The sequence below is a fragment of the Streptomyces roseochromogenus subsp. oscitans DS 12.976 genome (assembly GCF_000497445.1).
GTDB lineage: Bacteria > Actinomycetota > Actinomycetes > Streptomycetales > Streptomycetaceae > Streptomyces > Streptomyces oscitans.
Window position 1 is genome coordinate 6812597 of sequence record NZ_CM002285.1, and the last position, 15908, is coordinate 6828504.

Consider the following 15908-nt stretch of genomic DNA (forward strand, 5'->3'; position numbering starts at 1 on the left):
GTACCGTCGTGCTCACCGCTGGCTTCATACTGGCCGCGAGCGGTCTCAGCCTGGCCGAACTCGGCACGGACGCACCCTTCTCGCCCTTCTCCGGCGGACAGCCGGGCACGCCGGTGGGCACCGCGGCCGACGGCGGCACGTCCTCCGCGTCCCCCGGTACGACGGCCGACCCGGCCTCCGACACCTCCGGCGCGAACCGGGGCGCCTCCGGCTCCGCCTCCCCGGACGCCTCGGGCTCCGCCACCAAGTCCCCGAAGGACAAGCACTCCAAGTCGCCGTCCGCCAAGGAAACCGGCACGACGCGGCAGGCCGCCACGACGGGCTCCGGCACCACCCCCCAGGCCCCGGTGCCCCCGCCCACGTCCCGTCCGGCCCACACCCCGTCCAGCGCCCCGACGACATCCGCTCCGTCCCCGAGGCCCTCTCCCACGAAGACCTGCACCCCATTCCTCTGGTGGTGCACCTGAGCCCTGCCGTGCGCCGTCCGCGCGCCACCCCGCGCCATCCGCCATCCGGGGAAGTGATGACACCCCGAGGCGCTCGCGGTGGTTGAGTCGAACAGGTACATCGCGCCGTACCGGTCTCGGGAACGTCCGGAGCGGGAACGGGCGTTGTGCTGAGGGGGAGCAGCGAGAGCGGCTCAGTTGAGGAGAGCGGATGACGCAGCAGATCACCGTCCACGGCGCGGTCGCCGAGGGCTTCGAGACGGTGCGCGAGGAGTTCGCCGCCTTCGTGGCCGGGGAACGCGAGGACTACGAGGGCCAGTTGTGCGCCTATGTGCGCGGGCGGCGGGTCGTCGACCTGTGGGCGGGCGCTGAGGCGGACTCGCTGTACGGCGTGTTCTCGTCCACCAAGGGAGCCGCGCACCTGGTGGTCGCGCTCCTGGTGCAGGACGGCACGCTGGAGCTGGACCGCAAAGTGACGTACTACTGGCCGGAGTTCGGCGCCGAGGGCAAGGGCGCGGTGACCCTCCGGGAGCTGCTGGCACACCGGGCGGGCCTCGTCGGGATCGACGCCGGGTTCTCCGCCGAGGAGATGGCCGACGACCGCGCGATGGCCGAACGGCTCGCCGACCAGAAGCCGTTCTGGCGCCCGGGAACCGCCTTCGGCTATCACGCGCTGGTCATCGGCGCGCTCACCGGAGAGGTGGTCCGCCGGGCCACGGGCCACACACTCCAGGAGGTCTACGAGGAGCGGGTGCGCGCGCCGTACGGGACGGACTTCTTCCTCGGCCTGCCCGAGTCCGAGGAACCCCGCTTCCGCTCGGTGCAGCCGATGCTCCCGGCCCCCGAGCAGCAGGCCGTGCTGGCAGCCGAGCCGACCGGCCCGCACACCCTGAGCTCGATCGCCTTCAACACCCACGTCCCGGAGCCGGGCACCCTGGCGGACTACGCCAACTCCCGCCTCGTACGGGCCAAGGGCCCGGCATCGGCGGGCGGCGTCGCCTCCGCACGGGGGCTCGCGACGATGTACGCGGCGGCGATCAGCGAACTGGACGAGCGGCCGCCCCTGCTGAAGCCGGACACGGTGGCCGAGGTGGGCCAGATCCACTCCGTGGGCTACGACCTGGTGGCCCGCGCCCACAAGTCGTACGGCCTGGGCTTCCAGGCGACCGCGGACATGTGGCACCCGATCCTGGGCGCCGGCACCTTCGGACACAGCGGCGCAGGCGGCAGCCAGGCCTTCGCGGACCCGCGCAGCGGCCTGGCCTACGGCTACACACGCCGACGGATGGCGTTCCCGGGCGGAGCGGCACCGGAGAACGAAAGGTTCGTGCGCTCGGTACACCGTGCGGCGCTGGCACCCTGAGGGGCGCGGCACCCGCCCCGGCCAGAAAAGAGACCGCACCCCACGTCCAAGGGTGCGGCCTCCACAGTCTGAAACGAGGCTTGTCAGACCAGCGTCACGGTGATGTTCCCCCGCGTCGCCTTCGAGTACGGGCACACCTGGTGCGCCTTCTCGACCAGCTCCCGAGCCACCTCGGCGGAAACGTTCGGAATGCTCGCCGAGATCTCCACGATGATCCCGAAACCGTCGTCGTTCTTGCCGATACCGACCTTCGCGGTGACGGCCGACCCGGAGACATCGGCCCCCTCGGCCCGGGCGACAACGCCCAGCGCCCCCTGGAAGCAGGCGGAGTACCCCGCGGCGAACAGCTGCTCCGGGTTGGTCCCGGACCCGCTGCCGCCCATCTCCTTCGGCGGGTTGACTACGACGTCGAGTCGGCCGTCATCCGTGGCGACCCGGCCGTCACGGCCGTTCTCGGCGGTGGCGACGGCGGTGTACAGGACATCGGACTGCGTGATGGGCATGCGGTTTCTTCCTCCTCGGTCCGCCGCGACTCGCGCCCACGATCGACGACGGATTTCGGAAAGAAGTTACCGCATGCCGGAAACAACGGGGAAGACCGCCGGGCTTCAGAGCTTGACGATCATCTTTCCGATGTTGTCGCCGCGCAGGACCCCGAGGAACGCCTCCAGGTTGTTCTCGATGCCCTCGACGACGGTCTCGCGGTACTTCAGCTCGCCCGAGGCGACCCACGGCGCGACCTTCCGGACGAACTCCGGCTGCAGGTCGTAGTGGTCGCCGACCAGGAAGCCCTCCATGCGGCCCCGGGTCTGGATCAGCCGGGCGAGGTTCCGCGGACCGGGCGCGGGCTCGGTGTTGTTGTAGACCGAGATCATGCCGCAGATGGCGATACGGCCACCCTCGCGGAGCGACCCGATGGCCGCCTCCAGATGGTCCCCGCCGACGTTGTCGAAGTAGACGTCGATGCCGTCGGGCGCGGCCTCGCGCAGCTGCTCGGCGACCGGGCCGTTCTTGTAGTTGAACGCGGCGTCGAAGCCGTACTCCTCGACCAGCAGCTTGACCTTCTCGTCGGAGCCGGCCGAGCCGATGACCCGCGAGGCGCCCAGCAGCTTGGCGAGCTGGCCGACCTCGCTGCCCACGGCGCCCGCGGCGCCGGAGACGAACACGATGTCGCCCTCCTTGAAGGAGGCGGTGCGCAGCAGGCCGGCGTAGGCGGTCAGGCCGGTCATGCCGAGGACGCCGAGGTACGCCGACAGCGGCACGTCCTGCATCTCGGCCTTCGCGGACGGCGTGGCCGTCGGGCCCACCTTGACGGCGTGCTTCGCGTCCAGGGCCGCGTACTCGCGCCAGCCGAAGAAGTGCAGGACGTGGTCGCCGGCCTCGATGCCGTCGGCGTTGGACTCGATCACCTCGCCGACCGCGCCGCCCTGCATGACCTTGCCCAGCTCGAAGGGGGCGGCGTACGACTTCGCGGCGCTCATGCGGCCGCGCATGTACGGGTCGACGGAGAGGTACTTGTTGCGCACCAGCACCTGGCCCTCACCGGGGGTCGGGACCGGGGTCTCGACGAGAGCGAAGTCCTCGGGCTTGGGCCAGCCGACGGGGCGGCTGAGCAGGTGCCACTCGCGGTTGATCATGGCGACGCCTTTCCTATTACTTCAGAACCTGAAACAACCATGCGCTTCAATATTTCAGGATGTCAAGTAAGCGGGTATCCTGGCGGGTATGGCCACACCACCGAAGACCCACCGCCCCGACGCCCTCACGATGGAGGTCGTCGAACTCATCGGGGACGTCGTGGCCCGCTTCTACGCGGACTACGAGGAGGCGGCGGGCGAGCACGCGCTGACCGGACCGCAGGCCCGGCTGCTCAGCCTGCTCTCGGTGGAGCCGCTGCCGATGCGGAAGCTGGCGCACAAGCTGAAGTGCGAGCCGTCGAACGTCACCGGGATAGTGGACCGACTGGAGTCCCGAGGGCTGGTCGAGCGCCGTCCCGACCCGGCGGACCGCCGGGTGAAGGTGGCCGCCGCCACCGAAGAGGGCCTGAGTGTCGCCCGTGACCTGCGCGAAGGCCTGCATTTCGCCCGTGAGCCGCTCGCCGGCCTCTCGGCGGAGGAGCGCAGCTCCCTGCGTGATCTGCTGCGCCGCATGCTGGCCGGCTGAGCGTCGGTAAAGTTTTCCCGATGAGCGATCTTGGGGTGGGATTCCGTTGTCTGCTGGAGGGTCAGCGCTGGATGGCCCGGCACGGCCGTCAGTACGGCTTCGGGCTGCTGCCCGGTCTGATCGCCCTGGTCCTCTACGCGGCGGCACTGGTCGCGCTCGCGGTATGGGGCGAGGACGCGGTCACCTGGGCGACCCCGTTCGCGGACGACTGGTCCAGCCCCTGGCAGGGCCTGTTCCGCGGATTTCTGACCGCTGTCCTCTTCGCCCTGGGCCTGCTGCTGTCGGTCCTGACGTTCACGGCGGTCACCCTGCTGGTCGGCCAGCCCTTCTACGAGCACCTGTCGGAGAAGGTCGACGCCGACGTCTCGCCCGACGGCACCGCCCCGCAGTCCTCGTTGCCGCTCTGGCGCGACCTGTGGATCTCGGCCCGGGACAGCCTGCGCGTCCTGGTGCGGGCCGCGCTGTGGGGCGTGCTGCTCTTCGTCCTCGGCTTCCTTCCCTTCGTCGGCCAGACCGCCGTCCCGGTGCTCGGCTTCTTCGTCACCGGCTTCTTCCTCACCGAGGAACTGGCCGCCGTCGCCCTCCAGCGCCGCGGCATCGAACTACGCCCCCGCCTCACCCTCCTCCGCACCCGCAAACCCCTGACCTGGGGCTTCGGCACCCCTCTCGCCCTGGCCTTCCTCATCCCCTTCGCCGCGGTGTTCCTGATGCCGGGGGCGGTCGCGGGCGCGACACTGCTGACGCGCGAGCTGCTGGGGGAGGGCGCCGGGGACGACTCGGCGTCCGACGCCGGCGACACCGTGCCGTAGCTGCGGGCAGTCGTGCCGCAGTGCGGCACGCGTCCCACAGGCAGCGGCACCCTGCCAGCGCCGGTAAGCGCCTCAGCCCCAGCCACAGCCCGGGGCCCCTCAGTCCACCGGCTCGCCCAACAGTCGTAGGAAGTCCCGGAACGCACCAGGCATGTCGACGGACTCGGGATCCAAGAGCCACTGATACTGCAACCCGTCCATCACCGCGACGAGCAGGGGAGCGGTCCGCTCGGGAGTGAGGCCGTTCGGCAAGCGGTTGCCGTACTCGGTGCGCAGCACCGTCGCCATGGACTCCCGGACACGGGCGTACCGCTCCCTGAAGTACCCCCGCGCCGGATGATCCTCCGTCACGCTCTCCCCGAGCAGCGCCGAGAAGGTCTGGATGATCGCCGGGCGCATCGCGTTGTACTCCACCAGCGAGGCCAGCAGGTCCACCCGCCATTGCGTGTCCGGCACGGCGTCCCACCGGTCCCGCTCCTGCAGCACGGCCACCAGTAGCGCGTCCTTGGTGGGGAAGTAGTGCAGGAGTCCCTGCTGGGTGAGACCGACGCGCTCGGCCACGGCGGCCAGGCTCGCCCCCCGGTAACCGCGCTCGGCGATCACCTCCAGCGCGGCCCCGACGATCTCCGCCCGCCGTTCCTCGCTCCTGACCCTCGCGTTCATGACATCAACCTACGGCATCCCCTCCCTCTGAACATAACGGCAACATAACGAAACCTACCGCTCTACAGGTAGCGGATGCACGATGGAAGGCACCTGCACGGACTGCATGGACTGCAACGGACTGCAACGGACTTCAGCGAGGAGACACCCGATGGCGGGATCCCAGCCCACCCCGGCCGACACGGCCCGCGAGGCGGTCGTCGAGGCCGCTCTCGGCACGCTCGACCTGGACGCCAAGGCGCGGCTGCTGGCCGGGCAGGACATGTGGACCCTGCCCGCCCTGCCCGAGATCGGCCTGAAGTCTCTCGTGATGTCCGACGGCCCGATCGGGGTACGGGGTGTGCGCTGGACCGCGGACGACCCCTCTGTCGCCCTGCCCTCGCCGACCGCGCTCGCCGCCACCTGGGACCCCGAACTCGCCCGCCGGGCAGGCGTGCTGCTCGCCCAGGAAGCCCGGCGCAAGGGTGTCCATGTGCTGCTCGCGCCCACGGTCAACCTGCACCGCTCCCCGCTCGGCGGCCGGCACTTCGAGTGCTACAGCGAGGACCCGTATCTGACCGGGGCGATCGGCAGCGGCTATGTCACCGGCGTCCAGTCCGGCGGAGTCGGCACCACCGTCAAGCACTTCGTCGCCAACGACGCCGAGACCGACCGCTTCACCGTGAACAACCTGGTCTCCGAACGCGCCCTGCGCGAGCTGTATCTGGCCCCCTTCGAGGCCATCGTCGAGAACGCCCGTCCCTGGGGCGTCATGACCGCCTACAACAGGGTCAACGGCACGACGATGACCGAGCACCACCACCTGGTCAACGAAGTCCTGCGCGGTGAGTGGGGCTTCGACGGGTTCAACGTCTCCGACTGGATGGCCGCCCGGGACACCGTCGGCGCCATCAACGGGGGTCTGGATGTCACCATGCCCGGTCCCCGGACCGTCTACGGCGCCGCCCTCGCACAAGCCGTCCGGGACGGCGAGGTCGCCGAGGCCACCGTCGACGCCGCCGTACGACGCGTGCTGCGGCTCGCCGCCCGCGCCGGGATCCTCGACGGTGCCGAACCCGTCGTGGCCGAACCGCCCGCTCCTGTCGACGGCGAGGCCCTCGCCCGTGAGATCGCCCGCCGCTCCTTCGTCCTCGTCCGCAACGAGAACGCCGCCCTGCCCCTGAAGCCGAACGGCACGGTGGCTCTGATCGGCGCCGCCGCCCGTGACGCCCGCGTCCTCGGGGGCGGCTCCGCCACTGTCTTCCCGGCCCGGATCGTCTCCCCGCTGGACGGCCTCACCGCCGCCCTCCCCGAAGGCACCCTCACCTACGCCGTCGGCGCCGACCCGGCCACCGAACTCGCCGTCGCCGACCGGGGATTCACGCTCAAGGCCGTCTGCCGGAACGCCGACGGCACCGTCATCGGCACCCGGTCCGCCCCGGGCGGGCTGATCCAGTGGATGGGTTCGGACCTCCCCGACGGCGTCACCTACGACGTCCTCCACACCGTCGAGCTGACCGGCACCTTCACCCCCCGCGAGTCCGGCCCGCACACCTTCGGCATCAAGGGCATGGGCGCCTTCACCCTCACCGTCGACGGGACGACGTACTACGACGACGTCCAGCGCCCCGACAAGGACGACCCCTTCGAGGCCTTCTTCGGCGCCCCCGTACCCCGCGCCCAGGTCGAACTCACCGCCGGCGAACCGGTCGACGTCTCCCTCACCTACGTCGTCCGGCTCCCCGACGACATCCCCATGAAGGTCATCACCTTCGCGCTCGCCCACTCCGCCCCGCAGCGCGACCCCGACGAGCTGATCGCCGAGGCCGTCGAGGCGGCGCGCAACGCCGACACGGCCGTCGTCATGGTCGCCACCACCGACCGCGTCGAGTCCGAGGGCTTCGACCGTACGGACCTGAGGCTCCCCGGCCGCCAGGACGACCTGGTCCGCGCGGTCGCCGCCGCCAACCGCAACACGGTCGTGGTCGTCAACTCCGGCTCTCCGGTGGAACTGCCCTGGCGCGAGGACGTGGCCGCCGTCCTGCTCGGCTGGTTCCCCGGTCAGGAGGGCGGCGCCGCCCTCGCCGACGTCCTGACCGGCGCCCATGAGCCCGGCGGCCGGCTCCCCACCACCTGGGGCTCCCTCGCCGACGCCCCGGTCACCCAGGTCACCCCGACGGACGGCGAACTGCCGTACACCGAAGGCGTGTTCATCGGATACCGTGCCTGGGAGAAGGCCGGTCGCACCCCGGCGTATCCCTTCGGCCACGGCCTCGGCTACACCGACTGGACCTACGAGTCCCTGGAGACCGACGGCAGCACCGCGCGGATCCGCCTGCGCAACACCGGCGCGCGACCGGGCCGTGAGGTCGTCCAGGTCTACGTCTCCCCGGCCGAGCCCGACCCCGAGCGCCCGGCCCGGCTGCTGGCCGGCTTCGCCTCCGCCGAGGCCGCTCCCGGCGAGAGCGTCGAGGTGACCGTCGCCCTGCCCCGCCGCGCCTTCGAGATCTGGGACGAGAAGGCGAAGGCATGGGCGTTTGTGAAGGGTTCGTACGAGATCGCCGCCGGACGCTCGATCGAGGACCGCAGGCTCAGCGCGCCTATTAACGTCTGATCCGGGACAAGTCCCCCACGAGCAGCCCCGGTCCGGGACCTGACCCCTGGACCGGGGCTCATGGCAGCAGCAGCCGTATCCGCCGCAGGGGTACCCCCATCGCGGCGGTAGCCGCATATCAGGCACAGCCCCGTGCTCCCTTGGGGCGTTGCCGCTCAGCGTGTCGAGAAGGCGTACACCGTCTCCGAACGGTAGACCTTCCCCGGCCGCAGCACCGTGCCCGGGAACTCGGGCCGGTTCGGGGAGTCCGGGAAGTGCTGGGTCTCCAGGGCGATGCCGTCGCCCGGCGCGAACGGCTCGCCGAGATGCTCGGCCGTGTACAGCTGGAGACCCGGTTCGGTCGTCGACACCGTCAGAGTGCGGCCGGAGGCCGGGTCGTGGAGTTCGGCGACCTCCTGCGGGGCGGCGGTGACGCCCTTGTCCAGGACGAAGTTGTGGTCGTAGCCCGAGCCGACCTTGCGGGACGTACGGAAGTCGAACCGGGAGCCGGTCACGTCCGCCAGGACCCCCGTCGGAATCAGGTCCGCGTCGACCGGGGTGAAACAGGAGGCGGCGAGCCGCAGTTCATGCCCGCCCGCATGACCCGAGCCGGCCAGGTTGAAGTAGCTGTGGTTGGTGAGGTTGATCACCGTCGGCGCGTCCGTGACCGCCTCGTAGGCGATCCGCAGCGCTCCGGCCGCGTCCAGCGAGTACGTCGCCGACACCTCGACCCGGCCCGGGAAGCCCTCCTCCCCGTGCGGGCTCACCCGGTGCAGCCGCACCCCGTGCTGCCCGGCGGGCTCAGCCGCCCACACCCGTTTGTCGAAACCGTGCCCGCCGCCGTGCAGGGAGTTCGGGCCGCTGTTCGGCTCCAGGGCGTAGACAGCGCCGTCCAGCGGGAAGCGGGCGTGCGCGATCCGGTTGGCGTATCGGCCGACCAGGGCGCCGAAGTACGGCTCCGGGTGCGCGAGGTAGCCGTCCAGGCCGGCGAAGCCCAGCACGACGTCGGCCGTCCGGCCCTCCCGGTCCGGCACCCGCACCGATCGCACGATCCCGCCGTACGTCAGGACCTCCACCCGCGTCCCGGCGCGCTCCAGCGTCCAGCGATGGACCTCGGTGCCGTCGGAAAGTGTGCCGAAAAGTTCGCTCATCTGGAAAACAGTAGGCGACCGGTGTCCTACGCAACCGGACGGGCCGCGGTGATCGTCCGGTACGCGATCGCCGCGAGCCGGGCCTGGCCGTCCTTGCTGGGATGGAACCAGTCCCAGTGGCTGAGCTGGTCCGTGTCGAAGCGGTAGGCGTAGACCGCGCCTCCGTCGAAGCGGCAGCGGCGGTCCTTGGCGCAGACCTCCTTCAGCACCTTGTTGTACTCCACCACCCGCTGCTGCACCTTGGCCCGGCGCACCACGGCCGCGCTGGTCAGATCGTCCGCGTCGGACAGCATCGACGGGCAGATGCCGAGCTTCCACACCTGCTTGCCCAGCGGATTGGTGCGCCCCTCGGACCACAGCCGCTTCAGGTTCGGCACGCTCGCCACGTACACCTGCGTCTTCGGCCGGGCCGTACGCAGCGTGCGCATCGCCTCCTCGAAGTCCGCTCGGAAATCGGTCACCGAGGTCATCGCCCGCGCCGAGGACCGGCAGGCGTCGTTCGCGCCCACCATCACCGTCACCAAGTCCGGGTCGCGCGCCGCCGCCTGGGACATCTGCTCCGGCAGGTCCGCCACCCGGGCGCCGGTCTCCGCGTAGTTCCAGCTGCGCTCCGCCGCGCCCGCGACCCCGAGCAGCCGCACCGCCAGGCTGTCGACCTTCGCGTCACTGCCCGTCGCCCACGACACCTCGGGGCAGTCCGACAGCACCGTGCACGCGTCGAAGCCGCGGGTGATGGAGTCGCCGACCGCGGCGATCGAGGCCGGGCTGCGGTTCCACAGCGGCGCGGGTCTGGAGGCGCGATCCTTGGCGCCTTTGGGCGCGGACGAGCTCCCGCCCCCGGCGTCACAGCCGGCCACGCCCAGCACGGCGGCCGCCACGACGGCGAGAGCGGCCTGCCCACGGCTGCTTCGCTTCCGCATCCCCTGGTGATCCCCTCGTCGTCGAATCCGGTGTTCCGGGTGCTTCCTCCCATAACAACGTGCGAGGGTTCCCGACCGGGCGCCTTGGAACGGACCACCCCCGTACAAGCGTCCCCCTGGGTGAATGGCAGAGGTTTCCTGGCAGCGGGACCGACGGTACGTCACACTCCTTGCACCGCCGCAGGGTAGCCTCGCCATCAACGCGGCCGTCGCGCCACAGCCGCGAGCCAGTCCGCAAGATGTCCCGCTCTGCCCGGAGGTTCCGGTGACGACACGTGGAGTTCTGTACGTGCACTCCGCGCCGCGCGCGCTGTGCCCGCACGTCGAGTGGGCCGTCGCCGGGGTGCTCGGCACGCGCGTCAGCCTCGACTGGATCCGGCAGCCCGCGGCCCCCGGCACCTGGCGCTCCGAGTTCTCCTGGCAGGGCCAGGCCGGTACGGCCTCCAAGCTGGCCTCCGCGCTGCGCGGTTGGCACCTCCTGCGCTTCGAGGTCACCGCCGAGCCCTGCCCGACCGCCGAGGGCGAGCGCTACAGCTGCACCCCCGACCTGGGCATCTTCCACGCCGTCACCGGCATCCACGGCGACATCCTGATCCCCGAGGACCGCCTCCGGGCGGCCCTGACCCGCGCTCAGCGCGAGGAGACCGACCTGGAAGCGGAGATCGCCAAGCTCCTGGGCAAGCCGTGGGACGACGAACTGGAGCCCTTCAGATACGCGGGCGAGGGCGCGCCGGTGCGCTGGCTGCACCAGGTGGTGTGAGGTTCCGTAGCCTTTGCGTATCCGGGTACGAGAAAGGGCCCCCGCCGACCGGCAGGGGCCCTCACGCACGTTCTCAGACGCTACGGAACGCCAGCACCACGTTGTGCCCGCCGAAGCCGAACGAGTCGTTCAGCGCGGCGATGCGCCCCTCGACGGGCAGCTTCCGGGCCTCGCCCCGGACGACATCGGCGTTGGCCTCCGCCTCGGGGTCGATGTTCTCGACGTTGATCGTCGGCGGCGCCACCCGGTGGTACAGCGCGAGCACGGTCGCGACCGACTCCACGCCGCCCGCGCCACCGAGCAGATGGCCGGTCATCGACTTGGTCGCGGAGACCGCCATGTGGTCCGCGTCGTCGCCGAACACCTTCCGCAGCGCCTTCAGCTCGGCGATGTCACCGGCCGGAGTCGAGGTGGCGTGCGCGTTGACGTGCACGATCTCGGCCGGGTCCAGGTCGTTGTTGTCCATCAGGTTCTGCAGTGCGTGCGAGATGCCGCGGCCCTCGGGCTCCGGCTGCACGATGTCGTGGCTGTCGGCGGAGACACCCTGCCCGACCGCCTCGGCGTAGACGCGCGCACCGCGCTTGGCCGCGTGCTCGGCGGACTCCAGGACGATCACGCCCGCGCCCTCGCCGAGGACGAAGCCGTCGCGGTCGACGTCGTAGGGACGAGAGGCACCCTGCGGGTTCTCGTTGTTCTTGGACATCGCCATCATGTTGCCGAACGCGGCGATCGGCAGCGGGTGGATGGCGGCCTCCGTACCGCCGGCGACGACGACGTCGGCGCGGCCGGTGCGGATCATCTCGATGGCGTAGCCGATGGCCTCGGCGCCCGAGGCGCACGCGGAGACCGGCGTGTGCACGCCCGCGCGGGCGCCCACGAGCAGGCCCACGTTGGCCGAGGGGCCGTTCGGCATCAGCATGGGGACGGTGTGCGGGGAGACGCGGCGGACGCCCTTCTCCTTGAGCACGTCGTACTGGTCGAGCAGAGTCGTCACGCCGCCGATGCCGGAGGCGATGACGGCGCCGAGCCGGTCCGGGTCGACGGTGCCGTCCTCCCCGGCCTTGGCGGTGAAGCCCGCGTCCTTCCAGGCCTCCTGAGCGGCGATCAGCGCGAACTGCGCCGAACGGTCCAGCCTGCGGGCCTGCGGCCGCGGGATGACCTCGGTGGGCTCCACGGCGATCGGGGCCGCGATACGGACGGCCTGCTCGGCCGCCCACTCCTGCTCCAGAGGCTTGACACCGGACGTGCCGGCGATGAGGGCCTCCCAGGTCGAGGCTGCGTCGCCACCCAGCGGTGTGGTTGCGCCGATACCGGTGACGACCACGGTGCGATTGGTCGGGCTCACGGGAATTCTTTCTCCAACGGATACGGGATTCTACGGCGCCACCGCCGGGTGGCGGGGCCTTGCAGCCTGGGCCTAAGGGGTGGCTCAGTCCTGGTGCTTGAGGATGTAGGAGGTGGCGTCGCCGACGGTCTTGAGGTTCTTGACGTCCTCGTCCGGGATCTTCACGTCGAAGCGCTCCTCGGCGGCGACGACGACCTCGACCATGGACAGCGAGTCGACGTCCAGGTCGTCGGTGAAGGACTTGTCCAACTGGACGTCCTCAACCGGGATGCCAGCGATCTCGTTCACGATCTCGGCGAGACCCTTGACGATCTCTTCCTGAGTGGCGGCCATGTTGGCGCTCCTTCTTCGTTTTCTTCGGTGTCTTCGATGTTCAGACGGTTTGTGGCGATTGCTGCCGTGCCCGATCGCAAGATCCGGCACGGAGTGCCTAGGGGAGGGTAACGACCGTCGCGGCGTAGACGAGACCCGCCCCGAATCCGATGACGAGCGCGGTGTCACCGCTCTTCGCCTCCCCGGTCGCCAGGAGCCGCTCCATCGCGAGCGGAATCGAGGCGGCCGAGGTGTTGCCGGTGGTGCGGATGTCCCGGGCGACCGTGACATGCTCCGGCAGTTTGAGAGTCTTCACCATCGAGTCGATGATCCGCACATTGGCCTGGTGCGGGATGAAGACGTCGAGTTCGTCCGCGCTGATCCCGGCCGCGTCCAGCGCCTGCTGGGCGACCTTCGCCATCTCGTACACGGCCCAGCGGAACACCGCCTGGCCTTCCTGCGTGATGGCGGGGAACTTGATGTTGCCCTCGCTGTCCAAGGGCAGCTCGCCGAGGTCACCGATCCGGAACCGGTTCCAGGGGATGGTCTGCTTGATCGTCTCGGCCTTGTCGCCCTCGGAGCCCCACACGGTCGGGCCGATGGCCGGCTCCCGCGAGGGGCCGACGATGACCGCGCCGGCGCCGTCGCCGAACAGGAAGGCCGTGGCCCGGTCCTCCAGGTCGGTCAGGTCGCTCAGCCGCTCCACGCCGATGACGAGCACGTACTCGGCGGAACCTTCCACCACCATGCCCTTGGCGAGGGTCAGGCCGTAGCCGAAGCCCGCGCAGCCGGCCGAGATGTCGAAGGCGGCGGCCTTGTCGGTGCCCAGCTTGTCGGCGATCTCGGTGGCGACGGCCGGGGTCTGGCTGAAGTGCGAGACGGTCGAGACGACGACCGCGCCGATCTGCTCGGCGCCGATACCGGCGTCCGCGATCGCCTTGCCGGAGGCCTCGATCGCCATCGCGGCCACGGTCTCCTCGGGACCGGCCCAGTGCCGGGTCTCGATGCCGGAGCGAGAGCGGATCCACTCGTCGGACGAGTCGATCTTCTCCAGGATCACCTCGTTGGGCACCACCCGGGTCGGCCGGTAGCCGCCGACGCCGAGGATGCGCGCATACGGGGCGCCCTTGCTGGGCTTGATCTTCGCCATGTACGGCTCCTTAGGAACCTGCGTGCTCGGAGATGAGCTCACGGGCCGCGTCGAGATCGTCGGGGGTCTTCAGGGCCAGCGTCTTGACGCCGGGCAGCGCCCGCTTGGCCAGGCCGGTCAGCGTGCCGCCCGGGCACACCTCGATGAGCGCGGTGACGCCCAGCTCCTTGAACGTCTCCATGCACAGGTCCCAGCGCACCGGGTTGGCGACCTGGCCGACCAGCCGCTCCAGGACCTCGGCGCCGGTCGCGACGGCCTGCCCGTCCTTGTTGGAGACGTAGGTGACCTTCGGGTCGGCGGGCGTCAGCTCCGCGGCGGCCTTGGCCAGCGTCTCGACGGCGGGAGCCATGTGGCGGGTGTGGAAGGCGCCGGCGACCTTCAGCGCGACGACCTTGCGGACGCCCTCGGGCTTGTCCTCGTTCAGCGCGGCGAGCTGCTCCAGTGTGCCCGCGGCGACGATCTGGCCCGCGCCGTTGATGTTCGCCGGGGTCAGGCCCAGCTTCTCCAGGTGTGCCACGGAGGTCTCGGGGTCGCCGCCGAGCAGCGCCGACATGCCCGTCTCGGTGATCGCGGCGGCATCGGCCATCGCCAGCCCGCGCCTGCGGACCAGACGGAGGGCGTCCACGTCGTCCAGGACGCCGGTGAAGGCGGCGGCGGTGATCTCACCGACGCTGTGACCGGCGACCGCGGCCGGCGCGATCTCAGAGATGTCACCGAGTGCCGCGCCGGACAGGAGGCCGGCGGCGACCAGCAGCGGCTGGGCGATCGCGGTGTCACGGATCTCGTCCGCGTCGGCGTTCGTGCCGTAGTGCAACAGGTCTAGGTCGAGGGCGGCGGACCAGTCACGCAGACGGTCCTGGACACCGGGCAGATCCAGCCAGGGGGTCAGGAAGCCGGGCGTCTGGGCGCCCTGGCCGGGAGCGACGAGTACGAGCACTCTCACACTCTCTCTTGGGGACGGCCATGGCCGCCCGTGAGGACAGGGACGAAGAACACGAAGGGCTTTTGTGGGCCCCCGACAAAACCCTATGCCGGGGTCTCGCCGTCGGCCAGACGCCCGAGGATGAGCGCGATCCGCAGTGTGAACGCGGATCGTACATCCGATGGCGACCAGCCGGTGACGTCAGTCACACGTCGGAGCCGGTAGCGCACGGTGTTCGGGTGAACGAAGAGCATCCGGGCGGCGCCCTCCAGGCTGCTCGCCTGCTCGAGGTAGACGCTCAGGGTCTCAAGGAGCGCCGAGCCCGCCTCCTCCAGTGGTCTGTAGATCTCCTCCACCAGTTGCTCGCGGGCGCTCGGATCGCCCGCGATCGCGCGCTCCGGCAGCAGATCGTCCGCCAGCACCGGCCGCGGCGCGTCCTGCCAGGCGGAACACGCCTTGAGGCCCGCGGCGGCGGCCTGCGCCGACCGCGTGGCGGCCAGCAGATCCGGTACGACGGGCCCCGCGACCACCGGCCCGGCGGCAAAGGGCCCGATCAGCGACTTGGCGACGGCGAGCGGATTGGAACTGCCGCCCGCGATGACGACGAGCCGATCCCCGAGCACCCCGGTGAGCACCTGCAGCTTGGCATGCCGGGCGGCCCGCCGAATGGCCTCGACGGTCAGCTCACTGTCCCCGTCGGGCGCGGTCCCGAGCACGACACACACATGCTCGGGTGAGTTCCACCCGAGCGCCGCGGCCCGGCTGACGGCACCTTCGTCCGCCTCCCCGCTGAGCACCGCGTTGACCACCAGCGACTCCAGCCGCGCGTCCCAGGCACCGCGTGCCTCGGCGGCCTGGGCGTACACCTGCGCGGTGGCGAAGGCGATCTCCCGGGCGTAGACGAGCAGCGCCTCACGCAGCACGCCCTCGTCCCCGGGAGCCGCCACTTCATCGATGGCGGACTCCATGACCTCGATGGTGGTCCGCACCATCTCCACGGTCTGCCGCAGCGTGATGGCCCGGGTCAGCTCGCGCGGCGCGGTCCCAAACACGTCGGTGGAGATCGCCTGCGGGGCCTCGGGGTGCCGGAACCACTCGGTGAAGGCCGCGATGCCCGCCTGGGCCACGAGCCCGATCCAGGACCGGTTCTCCGGGGGCATGGCCCGGTACCACGGCAGGGTCTCGTCCATGCGCGCGATGGCCTGCGCGGCGAGGGACCCGGAGGACTTCTCCAGCCGCTTCAGGGTCGCGGCGTGCGGGTGGACGTCGTGTGCGTGGTGACCGGCGTGCGGCTCGCTGCTGCGGGATTCGGGTTCGGGCACGGGGACAAGA

General features: G+C 70.9%; 15 protein-coding genes and 1 pseudogene. 6 read left to right on the forward strand and 10 right to left on the reverse strand.

Annotated features, from left to right (window positions below; translation table 11 throughout):
* Together M878_RS79140 and M878_RS79145 are read left to right on the forward strand one after the other, a co-directional pair.
* Nucleotides 1-467, forward strand: a pseudogene (locus tag M878_RS79140) (SCO2400 family protein); the annotation flags it as partial.
* A 190-nt stretch (nucleotides 468-657) separates the two neighbouring features.
* On the forward strand, nucleotides 658-1809 hold the full coding sequence (locus M878_RS79145) for an EstA family serine hydrolase (protein WP_023551071.1): 1152 nt from the start codon (nucleotides 658-660) through the stop codon (nucleotides 1807-1809).
* A gap of 83 nt (nucleotides 1810-1892) precedes the next feature.
* Here the strand turns inward: M878_RS79145 and M878_RS79150 are convergent, their stop codons facing one another.
* The gene (locus tag M878_RS79150) at nucleotides 1893-2312 is read right to left on the reverse strand and encodes an organic hydroperoxide resistance protein (RefSeq protein ID WP_023551072.1); all 420 of its coding nucleotides are present in this window, start codon (nucleotides 2310-2312) and stop codon (nucleotides 1893-1895) included.
* A gap of 105 nt (nucleotides 2313-2417) precedes the next feature.
* A complete protein-coding gene (locus M878_RS79155; protein ID WP_023551073.1) occupies nucleotides 2418-3446 on the reverse strand; it encodes an NADP-dependent oxidoreductase in 1029 nt (342 codons plus the stop codon).
* 88 nt (nucleotides 3447-3534) lie between these two features.
* On the opposite strand from M878_RS79155, the gene M878_RS79160 reads away from it, so the two are divergent.
* Complete coding sequence (locus tag M878_RS79160) at nucleotides 3535-3972, forward strand: MarR family winged helix-turn-helix transcriptional regulator (RefSeq protein WP_023551074.1); 438 nt, start codon at nucleotides 3535-3537, stop codon at nucleotides 3970-3972.
* A gap of 20 nt (nucleotides 3973-3992) precedes the next feature.
* Nucleotides 3993-4781, forward strand: coding sequence for an EI24 domain-containing protein (locus tag M878_RS79165; protein WP_031226226.1), 789 nt, complete (start codon nucleotides 3993-3995; stop codon nucleotides 4779-4781).
* A gap of 99 nt (nucleotides 4782-4880) precedes the next feature.
* Here the strand turns inward: M878_RS79165 and M878_RS79170 are convergent, their stop codons facing one another.
* Nucleotides 4881-5444, reverse strand: coding sequence for a TetR/AcrR family transcriptional regulator (locus M878_RS79170; protein WP_023551076.1), 564 nt, complete (start codon nucleotides 5442-5444; stop codon nucleotides 4881-4883).
* Nucleotides 5445-5595: 151 nt separating this feature from the next.
* Here M878_RS79170 and M878_RS79175 point away from each other — a divergent pair, with 151 nt between their 5' ends.
* Entirely contained in the window at nucleotides 5596-8037 is a 2442-nt protein-coding gene (locus M878_RS79175; protein WP_023551077.1) for a beta-glucosidase H, read from the forward strand.
* A gap of 155 nt (nucleotides 8038-8192) precedes the next feature.
* Here the strand turns inward: M878_RS79175 and M878_RS79180 are convergent, their stop codons facing one another.
* Both M878_RS79180 and M878_RS79185 read right to left on the reverse strand, forming a co-directional pair.
* Complete coding sequence (locus M878_RS79180) at nucleotides 8193-9167, reverse strand: aldose epimerase family protein (RefSeq protein ID WP_023551078.1); 975 nt, start codon at nucleotides 9165-9167, stop codon at nucleotides 8193-8195.
* Nucleotides 9168-9193: 26 nt separating this feature from the next.
* Complete coding sequence (locus M878_RS79185) at nucleotides 9194-10087, reverse strand: SGNH/GDSL hydrolase family protein (RefSeq protein WP_023551079.1); 894 nt, start codon at nucleotides 10085-10087, stop codon at nucleotides 9194-9196.
* A gap of 265 nt (nucleotides 10088-10352) precedes the next feature.
* On the opposite strand from M878_RS79185, the gene M878_RS79190 reads away from it, so the two are divergent.
* Nucleotides 10353-10847 (forward strand): DUF3145 domain-containing protein, encoded by a 495-nt coding sequence (locus tag M878_RS79190; protein WP_031226227.1) that lies wholly within the window; start codon nucleotides 10353-10355, stop codon nucleotides 10845-10847.
* A 73-nt stretch (nucleotides 10848-10920) separates the two neighbouring features.
* On the opposite strand, the gene M878_RS79195 is transcribed toward M878_RS79190, so the two are convergent.
* From M878_RS79195 to M878_RS79215, 5 genes are all read right to left on the reverse strand, one after another.
* Nucleotides 10921-12192 (reverse strand): beta-ketoacyl-[acyl-carrier-protein] synthase family protein, encoded by a 1272-nt coding sequence (locus M878_RS79195; RefSeq protein ID WP_031226228.1) that lies wholly within the window; start codon nucleotides 12190-12192, stop codon nucleotides 10921-10923.
* Nucleotides 12193-12276: 84 nt separating this feature from the next.
* A complete protein-coding gene (locus M878_RS79200) occupies nucleotides 12277-12525 on the reverse strand; it encodes an acyl carrier protein (RefSeq protein WP_023551082.1) in 249 nt (82 codons plus the stop codon).
* A 97-nt stretch (nucleotides 12526-12622) separates the two neighbouring features.
* Nucleotides 12623-13654, reverse strand: coding sequence for a ketoacyl-ACP synthase III (locus M878_RS79205; RefSeq protein WP_023551083.1), 1032 nt, complete (start codon nucleotides 13652-13654; stop codon nucleotides 12623-12625).
* A 10-nt stretch (nucleotides 13655-13664) separates the two neighbouring features.
* Nucleotides 13665-14591 carry an ACP S-malonyltransferase gene (locus tag M878_RS79210; RefSeq protein WP_023551084.1) on the reverse strand — a complete coding sequence of 309 codons (927 nt, stop codon included), beginning with the start codon at nucleotides 14589-14591 and terminating at the stop codon, nucleotides 13665-13667.
* 89 nt (nucleotides 14592-14680) lie between these two features.
* Entirely contained in the window at nucleotides 14681-15898 is a 1218-nt protein-coding gene (locus M878_RS79215; protein WP_023551085.1) for a PucR family transcriptional regulator, read from the reverse strand.
* Nucleotides 15899-15908: the final 10 nt, after the last annotated feature.

What these genes read in the sequence shown, in the direction of transcription:
- M878_RS79145 (WP_023551071.1), top strand. Translation starts at nt 658, where the DNA reads ATGACGCAGCAGATCACCGTCCACGGCGCGGTCGCCGAGGGCTTCGAG.
- M878_RS79150 (WP_023551072.1), bottom strand. Translation starts at nt 2,312, where the DNA reads ATGCCCATCACGCAGTCCGATGTCCTGTACACCGCCGTCGCCACCGCC.
- M878_RS79155 (WP_023551073.1), bottom strand. Translation starts at nt 3,446, where the DNA reads ATGATCAACCGCGAGTGGCACCTGCTCAGCCGCCCCGTCGGCTGGCCC.
- M878_RS79160 (WP_023551074.1), top strand. Translation starts at nt 3,535, where the DNA reads ATGGCCACACCACCGAAGACCCACCGCCCCGACGCCCTCACGATGGAG.
- M878_RS79165 (WP_031226226.1), top strand. Translation starts at nt 3,993, where the DNA reads ATGAGCGATCTTGGGGTGGGATTCCGTTGTCTGCTGGAGGGTCAGCGC.
- M878_RS79170 (WP_023551076.1), bottom strand. Translation starts at nt 5,444, where the DNA reads ATGAACGCGAGGGTCAGGAGCGAGGAACGGCGGGCGGAGATCGTCGGG.
- M878_RS79175 (WP_023551077.1), top strand. Translation starts at nt 5,596, where the DNA reads ATGGCGGGATCCCAGCCCACCCCGGCCGACACGGCCCGCGAGGCGGTC.
- M878_RS79180 (WP_023551078.1), bottom strand. Translation starts at nt 9,167, where the DNA reads ATGAGCGAACTTTTCGGCACACTTTCCGACGGCACCGAGGTCCATCGC.
- M878_RS79185 (WP_023551079.1), bottom strand. Translation starts at nt 10,087, where the DNA reads ATGCGGAAGCGAAGCAGCCGTGGGCAGGCCGCTCTCGCCGTCGTGGCG.
- M878_RS79200 (WP_023551082.1), bottom strand. Translation starts at nt 12,525, where the DNA reads ATGGCCGCCACTCAGGAAGAGATCGTCAAGGGTCTCGCCGAGATCGTG.
- M878_RS79205 (WP_023551083.1), bottom strand. Translation starts at nt 13,654, where the DNA reads ATGGCGAAGATCAAGCCCAGCAAGGGCGCCCCGTATGCGCGCATCCTC.